Below are 12,491 nucleotides of genomic sequence, written 5' to 3'. Positions count from 1 at the left end.
TGGGGCTCATGGGGCCGCCCGGCCGAGCAGGCGCCGTTCGTCCCACCAGGGCGGCGTCTCGTCGGCGACGGGGGTCAGCTCGACGAAGGTGATCTCGTGGCGGGCGAGGACGAGGTTCAGCTCGGCCCGGCCCTGCCGCACGGGCAGCCTGCAGTGACTGCGGGCGGGCTCCGCCGCCTGGTGCAGGACGTCCAGTTGTGCGGGTTTCGGTGAGCGTGGGCTGCCCATGTGCCGCCACGTTGTGTAAGCGTTTCCGCGTTCCTCGTCGACGCTGGAACGGCGGACGAAGACCTGCTGTACCTCTCCGGCCTCCCTGCCCCCTTCGGTCTCCTGGCCCGTTCGCACCCCGCTTCTTCGGGTTTCCAGGCTTCCTCGGGTCGCGACCGGGAGGGAGAGGCGCAGCTCGTGGCGGCCGGTGCCCGGGGTCTGGCCGGTCGGGTCGACGGGCGCCCAGGCCAGGACCGTGACCCGGCCGTCGGGGTGCCGGGTGACCAGGTGGTCGTCGCCGCGGGCGAGGAGGTCGGGACCCGTCCGGGCCATGAAGGCGTACAGGTGGTACGTGGGCTTCCTGACCTGCCGGTGGGTGAGCAGGCCGAAGCCGCCGTGGAACAGGCCCGTGGGGACGCCGGTCTCCTCGAACATGTCGCTGAACGTCCAGTACGAGAAGGAGTCCGCCAGGTCACCGCCTTGCGCGAGGACCGGAGCCAGGTAAGCGGCGTGGAACGCGGTGTCGTGGATCGGGTTGTCGGGACGGTAGGAGGAGTTGAACTCGGTGATGTGCACCGGCAGATCAGCCAGCCGGGTGCCCTTGAGGCGTTCGCGTGGCGTGGCGAACTGATCGAGCAGGTCGGACGCCGGAGCCAGCGTCTGGTGGACGCCGAAGGGGACGTGTTGTGCGGGTCCCGAGCTGTAGGAGTGCTTCGAGACGAAGTCGACGGGCGCCTCGCGCTGTTCCGCGAACTCAGCGAAACGTTCCAGCCAGTCGTCGGCGCCCGGGGAGATCGCCGGGCCGCCGACCTGGAGAGCGGCGTCCACCTCCTTCACGGCGTGGGCGGTGACCTCGTAGAGGCGGTGGTAGGCCGTCTCGTCCGCGCCCTGCCAGAAGTCGGGCAGATTGGGCTCGTTCCACACCTCGATCGGCCAGGTGCGGACCTCGTCGATGCCGTAGCGGTCCACGAGATGGACGACGACCGCACGCACCAGGTCCGCCCACTCGCGGTACGAGCGGGGCGGGGTGACGTTGCCGTGCCACCAGAAGACCGTCTGCGACCCGGAGGCCAAGTCCTGCGGCATGAAACCGAGTTCGACGAAGGGCCGAAGACCTGCCTCGAGATACGCGTCGACGACCTGATCGACGTAGGTGAAGGCATGATGGACGCGACGTGCGCCCTCGTGGTCGTACGGCCGGTACACGCCCATGCCGTCACTGAGCAGACCATGGCCGCGGATGTGGCGGAAACCGATTTCTCGTTGTATCAGGGCGAGGGAGTCCTGGTAGTCGCGGCGCAGGGCGAGCTCGACGCGGCCGGTGCCGACGCAATGACGCCAGGCATCGGTGTGCCGGCCCACGGGCTCCGCGGGGACCCGGATCACGCCTTCTCCTTCTCGAACCGCTCACGCGCCTTGTTGTGCAGTTCGACGAGCCGGTCCATGTTCTTGCCTTTGAGCTCGCTCAGGTAGTTCTCCCAATCGGACAGCGGGCGTTTGCCGAGGGCGAACTTGAGCGTGTTCTGGGTGACGTGGTCCCTCAGCGGCGTGTCCCAGAGGGAGGCCTGCTCCTGTTCCACGGACTGCAGCGGGTGTGCCGGCCCGATGGGCAGTTGCTCGCGTTGCGACATCGTGTCCTGGAACTTCTTCTCGTCCGGGCTGAAGGAGGAAGAGACCAGTGCCCAGCTGCCGCCGTAGGTGAACACGCCGTTGAAGAAGCCGTAGTCCTTCTGCAGGTCTTTCGGGGCGTCCGGGTCCGAGCCCATGAGACTGATTCCTGGGCTCGGCCGGTACTGTCCGCCGGTGTGGGCGTAAGTGGTGCCCTGCACACCCCATTTGGCGAATCGCTGCCCCTCGTCCGAGTACCACAGCCAGTCGACGAACTGCATCATCGCGACGAAGGTGTCGCTCTTGAGGGCCTTGGTGGAGATCATGAGTCCGTTCTCCAGCCGGGCGCCGCCCAGTACGACCGGTCCGGCCGGGCCGAGCGGAACCGGGATCATCTCGATGGTCGCGCCCTTGACCTGTTTCTCCAGGTTGTAGCGGTAGCTCTGGACCAGCTCCTGCGGGTTGGCGCTGATCGCGAAGGTTTTCTGACCCAGCAGTTTCTGCAACGCGTTGTCGTCGGTCTGGGTGAAGCTCTCCGGATCCATCAGCTTCTCGGCGACCAGTTTCCTCAGGTACTCGACCATCTGGCGGTAGCCGTCCGTCGCGCCGGTGAAGACGAACGCGTCCTTCTTGGCGTCGAAGCTGATGTTGTCGTAGGTCCAGCCTGCCCGCACGCCGAAGGACTGGCCGAGGTAGCTGCACAACGCGGCTGCGGGGAACGGGGTGTTGGTGCTCCATCGGTCCGAGAACGGGTACCGGTCCGGGTACTCGGCCCTGAGCGCCTTGAAGACGTCGTACACCTCGTCCCAGGTGGTGGGCAGGCTCAGTCCGAGCTTGCCCAGGACGTCGGTGCGAAACGACAGCGAATAGCCGGACTTGACCTTTTCGTGCAGACCGGGCAGGAGGTAATACTTGCCGTCGGACTGCCGGATGGAGTCGAGTTCCGGCTCCAGCTTCCATTTTCTGACCTTGTCGCGGAAGTTGGGCATGAGATGCGTGTACTCGCTGACCGGGAGAATCGCGCCCGACGAGACGAAGGCGACTTCCGAGGGGTGGTACGTCTTGGGGATGAGGAACGGTGCGTCTCCCGCGCCGATGAGGACACTGCGTTTCTTCTCGTAGTCGCTCAGCGGGACGGCGATCGGCTTCAGGGTGACACCGGTGCGCCGGGTCAGTTCCTTCCAGAACAGCCAGCCGTCCTTCATCGGATAGACCGGGTTGTTGTTGTGCAGAAGAGAGAAGGACAGCGGTTTCGACGCTTTGAACTGTTCGCCGGCGCGGTACTCCTTCATTGCTCCGTTCTGTTTCTTGGAAAGGTCCTTGCCGTCCTCACCTTCGTCGCCGCTTCCGCAGCCGGTGAGGGAAGCGAGGCCGACGAGGCCTGCGGCCGTGAGGACCTGACGTCGAGACAACTGACCGGCGTTCTTCACGGGTGCTCCCTTGTTCCGAGGGGGTACGGATTCAGCCCTTGACCGCGCCGAGCATCACGCCCGAGACGAAGAAGCGCTGGACGAACGGGTACACGCAGAGGATCGGAAGCGAGGTCAGCACGATCGTGACCGCCTGGATGTTCGCCCCGGCCTGGCTCAGCTGTTCGGTGGCGGCGCCGGCGTTTCCCCCGGTGGTAGCCCCCGCGATGAGGTTGCGCAGGTAGACGGTGACCGGCATGAGGTCGGTGCGGTCCATGTAGAGGTAGGCCGAGAACCAGGAGTTCCAGAAGGACACCGTGTAGAAGAGAACCATCGTCGCGATGACGGCCTTGGACAGCGGTAGCACGATCCTGAGCAGAATTCCGTAGGTGCTCAGGCCGTCGATCTCGGCTGCTTCCTCGAGCTCGGTCGGAAGGCTCTCGAAGAAGGCCTTCATCACCAGCAGGTTGAAGACGCTGATCGCGTTCGGCAGGGCGATGGCCCAGACGGAGTTCTTCAGGCCGAGGCTGGTGACCAGGACGTAGTGGGGGATCAGTCCGCCGGTGAAGAACATGGTGAACACCGCCACACCGACGAGCAGTCCGCGCCCCTTGAGGTTCCGCTTCGACAGGACGTAGGCGTAGGACGTGGTCAGCACCATGGCGAGGACCGTGGAGACGACCGTGTAGAAAACGGTGTTGCCGTAGTTTCGCCAGAACATCGAGTCCTGGACGACGATTCTGTATGTGGTGAGGTTGAACCCCTTCGGCCACAGGGTCACTTCGCCTGCCCGGATGTGCCCTTCACCACTGAAGGACCGGGCGATGATGTTGACGAAGGGGTACAGGGTCACCAGAACGACGAGCGTGAGGATCACTCCGTTGGCGCCCTGGAAAACGCGGTAACCGCGAGTCGGCTGGCTCACTGACGTGCGCGGACGTGGGGCGCGAGGCGACAGGAGGCTCACCACAGGCTCGTCCCGACGGTGCGGCGCGACAACTGGTTCGCGCTCGTGATCAGGACAAGGCCGATGATCGCTTCGAACAGGCCGATCGCGGCGGCGTAGCTGAAACTGTTGGACTCGACGCCGGCACGGTAGAGGTACGTGGAGATCACGTCGGCCGTGGGATAGGTCAGCGGGTTGTACAGCAACAGGACCTTTTCGAAGCCGACCGCCATGAACGTGCCGACGTTGAGGATCAGCAGCGTGATCATGGTGGGGCGGATCCCGGGCAGCGTGACATGCCAGATCTGCCGCAAGCGGTTCGCGCCGTCGATGCGGGCGGCCTCGTAGAGGTCCTCGTCGATCGTGGTGAGCGCGGCGAGGTAAAGGATCGTGCCCCAGCCGGCGGTCTGCCAGATCTCCGAACCGACGTAGACCGTACGGAACCAGCCCGGCTCCTGGATGAACCGCACCGGATCGTGGCCGAGCAGAGAGAGCGCATGGTTGACCGGACCGTCCGTGGCCAGCATCTGCAGGGTGATGCCCGCGACGATCACGATCGACAGGAAGTGCGGAAGGTACGAAACCGATTGCACGAACCGTCGCAGGGAACGCCGGCGCACCTCGTTGAGCAACAACGCCAGGACGAGCGGTAGAGGGAAACAGAACAGCAGCGTCAGCCCGCCGAGCCACAGGGTGTTGCGGAAGACCTGCCAGAAGGTGGGATCGGTCAGGAACATCCGCACATATCGCAACCCCACCCACTGCTCCCCCAGGATCGAACCGCCGGGCTCGAAGCGGCGGAAGGCGATCACGTTGCCGACCATCGGCAGATAGCGGAAGACCAGGAAGAACAGCAGGGGCAGGACGGCCAGCGAGTACAGCCGCCAGTCCCGGCGCCACGCTCTCCGCCAGCCGCGGCGCGCGGTGGGCCGAGGGGAGCCGTGCGGGGTCTTCGCAGCCGGGTCCTGGGTGTCGGGGGGTGGGGCCGATGTGGTGGAGGTGCTCATGCTCGGGCCTCCCGGGGCGTTCTCGAAACACTCGGATCTCAACGTGTGATCTCGAAACTTTCGTGCCCTTACCGGTAACTCTGCGGAAACGTACGGGGTTCTGGAAACCGCTGTCAATGGTTGCTGCACGGCGGACCGGTGGGACGTCTCGCGGCGTTGAAGTCCGCTGCCGATCGGGTAGATGCAGGGGTACGCAGCGAGTCGAGTGTTACCGTTCTCCGCAAATTTCTGGATGTCCAGCGCAACAATCGTTGGCCCACCACCCCTGTGAGGTGCCCTCGTGCCCGCGTTCGACCTGCCGCTACGGGATCTGGAACGCCACCGCCCCGAACCCGACGAGCCCGCCGACTTCGACGCGTACTGGGCTGCCGCCCGGAAAGAGGCAGCGCAGCACGACCCGCTGGTGTCGGTACGCCCTGTCGAAACCGGTCTCCGACTGACGCGGACCTGGGACGTGACGTTCCGGGGTTTCGCAGGTGATCCGATCCGAGCCTGGTTCAGCCTCCCGGCCGGTCCGCGGGAACCGTTGCCCGCAGTCGTCGAGTACGTCGGCTACGGACGCGGCCGCGGCCTTCCTCATGAGCGACTGACCTGGGTGAACGCAGGCTACGCACACCTGTTGATGGACAATCGCGGCCAGGGCGACCAGTACGGCAGCGGGGGCGACACCCCCGACCCGCACACCGTCGTGTCCAGCGGCCCCGGCCCGGCCGTCCGCGGCCTTCTCTCCCCGCTGGACTACCACTACCGACGTCTGATCACGGACGCGGTGCGCGCGGTGACGGCAGTGCGGTCGCTGCCCGGCGTCGACCCGGAGCGCACGGCCGCCGTCGGCAACAGCCAGGGCGGCGGACTGGCATTGGCTGTCGCGGGCCTGGTCCACGATCTGGCCGCCGTTCTCGTCACGGCTCCGTTCCTGTGTGGGATCCGGCGGGCGTTGGCGCTGACTGACGCGGGACCGTACGGCGAGATCGCCGCCTACCTCTCCGTCCGCCGCGGCAGCGAGGAAACCGCCTACCGAACCCTTTCTTATGTGGAGGGCGTGTCCTTCGCCCGCCGCGCGCAGGCCCCCGCCCACTTCGGCACGGGCCTGCGCGACACGGTCTGCCCGCCGAGCGGGGTGTACGCGGCGTTCAACCGGTACGGCGAACTGAGCGACGGCGCGCGTCCCCGCAAGGAGATCCACGCCTATCCGTTCAACGGGCACGAAGGGGGCGAGGCAGAGCAGGTGAGACGACAACTCGATTGGCTGGGACTTCAGTTGGCCGACTGATCGCCGTCCGACCGCTGCGCGCCGCCGACCACCGTCCCCGCGGTCAGCTCCAGCCGGGAACCGGTGAAGCGTGCCCGCATCCGACGGTCGTGGGTCACCAGCACCACCGCGCCGGCGTAGTCGGCGAGCGCCGCCTCCAGCTCCTCGACCAGGGCGGGCGAGAGATGGTTGGTGGGCTCGTCGAGCAGAAGCAGATCCACCGGCTCGCTCACCAGACGGGCGAGCTCGATCCGCCGTCGCTGCCCGTACGACAACTCGAATACGCGCAAGTGCAGTTGGCTCGGCTCGAACAGCCCCAGAGACAACAGCCGGTCGGCCTGTTCGCCCCGGTCGCCCGAGCGTCCGTGGGCGAACGCGGCAAGCACCGTGAAGCTTGGCGGCCACGGAGACTGCTCCTGTCGCAGGTGCCCCACCCTGCCGGGCACCCTCGCCGTGCCCGTGTCCGGATGCAGTTCGCCGGCCAGGACGCTCAGCAAGGTGCTCTTGCCCGCTCCATTGGGTCCGGTGACGAGCAGCCGCTCCGCGGTGCCGAGCCGGAACTCCGGTACGTCCAGTCGGCCCTTCACCACCACGTCGTCGAGCTGTGCGGCCGGCCCGTGGGACGTCCTGCCCGCGGTGTCGATGCGGGCGGCGAAGGTCAGCGGGTCCGGGGGTGGCGTGACCGGGTGGGCGATGAGCCGCTCGGTCCGCTCCTTGGCGTTGCGGATCCTGCTCATCGCTCCGTGGGCCCGTCCGCGTGCCCGGAACGCACCGTGGCCGAAACCGGCTTTCGCCGCTTTCCGAGGAATGCCGTCCAGGCGGGCCGCATGGGTATCGGCCAACCGGCGGCTGCGGTCGAGCTCCGCACGCCATTCGTCGTACTGAAATTGGCGTCGACGGCGTTCGGTGGCCTTGGCTGCGAGGTAACCTGCGTAACCGTTTCCGTGGCGGGTGACTCGGCCGCTGTCCACCTCCAGGACGGTGGCGGTAATGCGTTCCAGAAACACGCGGTCGTGGGTGACTGCGACGACGGTGCCACGGTGCGCCCGCAGATGCGCCTCGAGCCAGCCGACGGCCCGGTCGTCCAGGTCGTTCGTCGGCTCGTCGAGGAGCAGCAGCTCCGGGCGGGACGCCAGCGTCGCCGCCAGCGCCAGCCGCGACCGCTCACCGCCGGAGAGCGTCCCGAGCGATCGGCTCCGGGCCAGTCCCGGGAGACCGAGGCCGTGCAGCGCGGCATCGACGCGGGCGTCGGCGCCGTAGCCGTCGCGTGCCTCGTACCGCTCGGTCAGCCGGGCGTACGCGACGAGCGTCGCTTCGAGTTCCTCACCCTGGGTGACGTGGGACAGGGCGACTTCGGTCCGTCGCAGCCCCGACTCCAGCGCGCGGAGTTCCTTCAGCGCCAGGTCGACGGCGTCCTGGACGGTGGCCTCCGCGGGGAGACCGAGCGTCTGGGCCAGGTAGCCCGTTCCTCCGGGTGCCACCACGGTGACCTCCCCGGTATCGGGGCGTTCGACGTCGGCGAGGAGACGGAGCAGCGTGGACTTTCCCGCCCCGTTGTCACCGATCACGCCGACCTTCTCACCGGGGGTGAGACTGAAGGAAACCTGATCGAGCACACGGCGATCGTCATAGCGCTTGGTGACTCCCCGCAGGGACAGTTGGGAGGAGGGGGAGGAAGGGGGGGACGGGGAGAGGCCGGGAAGAGGTGTGGGCCGAGGCCCGCGGGTGGGCGGAGTCCTCCGGTCGGTAGGGGTCGGAATGGTTCGGGCCGGCCGCCCGGCCGACGGGAAAGATGGCACATGCATGGAAAAGCCCCTGTTCTCGGCCCGGGGAAAACACGAAACAGGCCGGTGGAACGGATTCGACAGGAATCGGCGCGCCACGACGGCGGAGCGGTGCTCTACGCGGTCGGGCGGGGGGCTGTCACAGGGTTCCCATGGGCAGGACGCTACGTGGCCGGCCCGATCGGAGGCAAAGGGATTTCGGTCGGCCTCCTGCCGACTCGGCCCGGCAGGTGGGGCGTTGACCGTTGATCACAGCAGTCGTCAAAGGTGGGGCTGGGGCGGCGGCGCCGGGTGTCGACGCACGCGGCGCCGTCCAGCGACGCCATCGGACGGAGCACACTCCGGGCCGCCACCCCGCCCTCTCGGCGCGGTCCGGCCGGCGGAGCCGGTGGGCGTGGCTCACTCGCCCACCGGCTGCGCAGAGCAGTCCGCTCGGAGTTGCTTTCGCTCAACCGACCCTGCAGGGGAGGCTCGTGGCGCTGTCACCTCCCGCGCCGGAGACCACGTATCCGAACGTCGTGCTCTGGCCCGGGCTCAACGAACCGTTCCAGTCGGCGTTGTGGACCATCACCGCCTGTCCGTTGTAGGTCGCGTTGCCGCTCCAGAGGCTCACCACCGACTGACCGCCGGGCAGCGTCCAGTCGACCATCCAGCCGAGCATCGGGACGTCACCCGAGTTGGTGACGGTCACCTCCGACTGGTAGCCGCCGTTCCAGGTGTTGGTGGTTCTGCGGGACGCCGTGCAGGTACCGGGGACCGGCTCGCCCGGGTTGCCCGGTTCGTGGATCCCGGTCACCTCACCGTTCCCGCCGTCGAAGACGACGTCGGAGCAGGAGTAGAAGGTCTCGGCACTGTCGGAGCGCTGCCAGACCATGTAGATGATGTGGCGGCCGGACTTGTTGGCCGGGAGCTGACCGGTCCAGGAGTAGTTGGCCTCGACCGTGCCGGGGCTGCCGTTGAGGGGTGGGTGGTCGACGGAGAGGAAGGGCTGGTCCTCGAGGTCGTCCCAGCCGAGCGTGCGGGTCGGGTCGAAGCCGTCCTTGGTGACGTAGACGTAGAACCAACCCGGGTGTGCGGCCCAGGCGTTGTAGGAGAAGTCGACGGTCGCACCCGAGGTGAGGTGGGTGAGCGGCCAGTCGCTGCGGGCCGCGTTGAACCCGGTGAAGTTGGTGTTGCCGCCACTGCACAACTGACCGTCCGGTACGAAGCCGCGGGTACGGCCTGCTCCGTCGGAACGCAGCACCGAGAACCAGTTGTAGAACGGTGTGGTACCGCTTACCTGTTGCGCGTTCTTGCAGGCCGGGTTGATGGGTTTGATCTCACCGGTGTTGGTCAGCGCGTCCTGCCAGCACAGGAAAGTGCGGCTGGCGGGTTTCATGGGGGTTCCATGAGCTTCCGCCTTTCCGCCGGCGGTCACGATCAGACCGAGTGCGGGGACGGTGGCCAACAGGGCCATGAGGACGAGGAGAAGAGCTCGGGTGCGTAAATGCGACCTCGCGCCCGAATTTGACGCGATCATGACAGTTTTCATGCTCAATGAGTCCGCCTTCCGTGTACGGACCGTGCAGACATGGGGTGCACTGCGGATGCGGGGACGGGTAACGCGGTTCGGCAGGAGTTCCAAGACGTTGCGGGTTCGATGCAGCGCCGTCCTGGCATGTCGATCACGCGAAGCGGGAGCGTCCCAGCTCGGTCCGGCAGGTTCCGGTCCGTCGGAGCGAACATTATGGGAGCGCTCCCACTTCACCTGTGGCGGAAGGTAGCGCCGTGCGGCCCACTTGTAAACGGGGAAGCGCAGCGTTTCGCGTATGCGCAGAAGGTTTCTTCGGCGAGCACCGCAGCGGACCTGAGACTTCAAGAGCTGCGAGGGATACGAGAGAGGGAAGGGATGCAAGGGATGCGGCGGATGCCCGAGTTGGGTGCCACCGCCGGAGCCCCCTGGCCGAGCGGGCGGCCCACCCGGCGGGAAACCGGCGGAACCGAACCTCGGGGATCGGCGTCGGCTGCGCGGCAAGCCCTGGCGCAAGGCCACGACGGCCTGTGACTTGCTGCGGCCCCCGGCCCGAACCCGAATGACACCGAGAGCAGGAAACGTGGCCAACGGCGCTTTCATGCACCACACTTCTCGCCCGTGGCCGTGGCCTCGCTCCTCCCCGGCCGCCACCTCACCGCTTCCGGGGCACGGCGGTGCCCGGCGTGTCCTCGCCGGAAACAGCTGGAACCCTGCATCACCGCACACACCAGATTACCGGCGCGGTGGCGTGGTCGTCGCAGGACGCTGGAAACACGATTCGGCTTCGCCGGAAAACGGCCCGGCCAGGTCGAAGACGAGCGTGTCCGCCTTCTCGTGCGCGCCGGCCTGCGTAGCCCGCGGGGGTGGCTGCGCAGGCGGAAGCGGCTGCTACCTGGCTGCGAGCGGCTGCCAGTGGCAGTCGGTAACCGTCTATAACTGTCGGTAACTGCCATTCGAAGCGCTGCCCCCTGGGTGCGGTGAGGTCGCGGCCCGTGTCGTTCCGCGACCGATGGCAACGCTTCCCGGGTGTTTCCGGCTGTAGGCATCCCCGGAACACCCGGGCTGCAGCTACCGGGTGAGATCTGTTGGTGTGTCGAGTCGTGTCAGCTTCTGCGGGTTGGACGTCGCGTAGATCCGGGTGATGCGCCCGTCCTCGATCACGAGGCTGACCGTGGCTCCCACCGTGTCGGATCCGATCCGGATCGCGGAGGCGCCGTTGAGACATACCGTCGTGGTTTCGAAGGTGGCCCGGTCGGTGCCGGCGAGCATCGCCGCCACGAGTTCGGCCCCGTGGACGGGGGCCGGAGCGGCGGCCGTGATCCCGCCTCCGTCGGCGACGAGGACCACGTCCGGCGCCATGATCTCCAAGAGGTCCTGGATGCGCCCGGTGTGCAGCGCGGTGACGAATCGGTCCACGACGGCCTTGTGCTCCGACCGGCTCACCTTGACGCGTGGCTGTCGGGCGGCGACGTGGTCCCGGGCCCGCCGGGCGACCTGCCGGACCGCGGCGGGGGTCCTGCCCACGGCTTCGGCGACCTCGCCGTACGGCATGTCGAAGACCTCGCGGAGCACGAACACCGCGCGTTCCACCGGTGTGAGCGTCTCCAGGACGGTCAGCATCGCGATGGAGACGCTTTCCGCGAGTTCGACGTCGTCGGCCACGTCGGGGTGGGTCAGCAGGGGTTCGGGCAGCCATTCGCCCACATAGTCCTCGCGGCGGCGTGCGAGGGTGCGCATGCGATTGAGTGCCTGACGGGTGACGGCGCGGACGAGGTACGCCCGCGGGGCGCCGATCCGTGACCGGTCGACGCCGGCCCACCGCAACCAGGTCTCCTGCAGCACGTCCTCCGCGTCGGCAGCGGAGCCGAGCATCTCGTAGGCGACGGTGAACAGCAGGCTGCGGTGGGCGACGAACGGGTCCGCCGTCATGCCGTGGACCCTGCGCGGGACGTCGCCGGGCGCTTGGCCAACGGGATCCCGCACGCGTCGGAGAGGCCCTGCGAGGTGACCCCGTTCGCGACATTCGCCCTGGTCGCCAGGTTGACGTAGGCGATGAACGCGGTGAGCTCCACCATCGCCGCCGTCCCGAGCCGCTCGAGGAGGGCGGCGTACTGTTCGTCGGTGACGGTCGGCGGCGTGTTCGTCATCGCCTCGGCGTACCCCATGACGTCGCGCTCCAACGCCGTGAACACGTCCGCTTCCCGCCAGCGCGGCACCTGGCTCGCCCTGGCCGGATCCAGGTTCTCGTTCTGTGCCTGGAAATAGCCGACGTCCAGGCACCAGCTGCAGCCGACCTGCGACGCGACAGCCATGTGCGCAAACGATTTCAGGCTCGCCTCGACCGACTCCCACGCCCCCACCCTGGCGCCGAGCTCCAGGTTGTCCTGCGCCACCCGGGGGTGGTGCCACAGCACCTCGACGTTCTCGGGCACGGCGCCCAGCTGCTTGATCATGTTCTCTTTGAGCTCGGCGGGAAGCTCGGCCTTCGGCAGGCGCAGTGTCATGGTGTCTCTCCTTGTCCGCGTCCCTGTGGGGATGTTCGGCATGAAGACACCGCCCGGTCCCCACGTGTGACACCCACCGCCGCCCCGGCGAGCCCCGCAGCTGTTCGCCGTGGCCGGCGTGTGTGTCACGTTCCGGAACCGGGGGTGCCGGTCCCTGCGCGGGTTCCGTCCCGGGGGCCGAAGGAACCCCGTGTCCGATCCACAGGTCGGTCACGACTCTCATGACTCACATGACTCACATGACTCGGGACGAGCACGGCG

At 67.6% G+C, this 12,491-nt stretch carries 9 protein-coding genes; 1 reads left to right on the top strand and 8 read right to left on the bottom strand.

All coding sequences use genetic code 11. From position 1 onward, the window contains the following. Window positions 1–6: 6 nt before the first annotated feature. Genes QA802_RS32715 through QA802_RS32700 form a run of 4 tightly spaced genes read right to left on the bottom strand, consistent with a single transcriptional unit; the run spans window position 7 to window position 5,177 of the window. Window positions 7–1,593, bottom strand: a complete 1,587-nt coding sequence (locus tag QA802_RS32715) for a GH39 family glycosyl hydrolase (RefSeq protein ID WP_334530325.1) — start codon at window positions 1,591–1,593, stop codon at window positions 7–9. Continuing rightward, a complete protein-coding gene (locus QA802_RS32710) occupies window positions 1,590–3,245 on the bottom strand; it encodes an ABC transporter substrate-binding protein (protein ID WP_334530322.1) in 1,656 nt (551 codons plus the stop codon). Before QA802_RS32710 ends, QA802_RS32715 begins: the two co-directional genes overlap by 4 nt. 31 nt (window positions 3,246–3,276) lie before the next feature. After that, complete coding sequence (locus QA802_RS32705) at window positions 3,277–4,149, bottom strand: carbohydrate ABC transporter permease (RefSeq protein WP_334530319.1); 873 nt, start codon at window positions 4,147–4,149, stop codon at window positions 3,277–3,279. Window positions 4,150–4,187: 38 nt separating this feature from the next. Next, complete coding sequence (locus QA802_RS32700) at window positions 4,188–5,177, bottom strand: ABC transporter permease (protein ID WP_334530316.1); 990 nt, start codon at window positions 5,175–5,177, stop codon at window positions 4,188–4,190. 280 nt (window positions 5,178–5,457) lie between these two features. Between QA802_RS32700 and QA802_RS32695 the strand changes: the two genes are divergently transcribed. Continuing rightward, entirely contained in the window at window positions 5,458–6,450 is a 993-nt protein-coding gene (locus QA802_RS32695; protein WP_334530313.1) for an acetylxylan esterase, read from the top strand. On the opposite strand, the gene QA802_RS32690 is transcribed toward QA802_RS32695, so the two are convergent. The 4 genes from QA802_RS32690 to QA802_RS32675 all read right to left on the bottom strand — a co-directional run bounded on the left by QA802_RS32690 (window position 6,435) and on the right by QA802_RS32675 (window position 12,230). Then, window positions 6,435–8,234, bottom strand: coding sequence for a TlrC/CarA/OleB/SrmB family ABC-F type ribosomal protection protein (locus QA802_RS32690; protein ID WP_443042207.1), 1,800 nt, complete (start codon window positions 8,232–8,234; stop codon window positions 6,435–6,437). The two genes, QA802_RS32695 and QA802_RS32690, sit on opposite strands and share 16 nt — an antisense overlap. Before the next feature lie 427 nt (window positions 8,235–8,661). Beyond that, entirely contained in the window at window positions 8,662–9,732 is a 1,071-nt protein-coding gene (locus QA802_RS32685) for a lytic polysaccharide monooxygenase auxiliary activity family 9 protein (RefSeq protein ID WP_334530310.1), read from the bottom strand. A 1,062-nt stretch (window positions 9,733–10,794) separates the two neighbouring features. Continuing rightward, window positions 10,795–11,655, bottom strand: coding sequence for an RNA polymerase sigma-70 factor (locus tag QA802_RS32680; protein ID WP_334530308.1), 861 nt, complete (start codon window positions 11,653–11,655; stop codon window positions 10,795–10,797). Next, entirely contained in the window at window positions 11,652–12,230 is a 579-nt protein-coding gene (locus QA802_RS32675; protein WP_334530306.1) for a carboxymuconolactone decarboxylase family protein, read from the bottom strand. Before QA802_RS32675 ends, QA802_RS32680 begins: the two co-directional genes overlap by 4 nt. Window positions 12,231–12,491: the final 261 nt, after the last annotated feature.

The organism is Streptomyces sp. B21-105 (assembly GCF_036898465.1).
In the GTDB taxonomy this organism is placed as follows: Bacteria; Actinomycetota; Actinomycetes; order Streptomycetales; family Streptomycetaceae; genus Streptomyces.
The sequence above is the reverse complement of the archived record's forward strand: the minus strand, read 5'-3'. Positions and strand labels throughout refer to the sequence as shown.

Coding starts and splice junctions, on each gene's coding strand:
- QA802_RS32680 (WP_334530308.1), bottom strand. CDS start 11,655: ATGACGGCGGACCCGTTCGTCGCCCACCGCAGCCTGCTGTTCACCGTC.
- QA802_RS32675 (WP_334530306.1), bottom strand. CDS start 12,230: ATGACACTGCGCCTGCCGAAGGCCGAGCTTCCCGCCGAGCTCAAAGAG.
- QA802_RS32690 (WP_443042207.1), bottom strand. CDS start 8,234: ATGCATGTGCCATCTTTCCCGTCGGCCGGGCGGCCGGCCCGAACCATT.
- QA802_RS32685 (WP_334530310.1), bottom strand. CDS start 9,732: ATGATCGCGTCAAATTCGGGCGCGAGGTCGCATTTACGCACCCGAGCT.
- QA802_RS32700 (WP_334530316.1), bottom strand. CDS start 5,177: ATGAGCACCTCCACCACATCGGCCCCACCCCCCGACACCCAGGACCCG.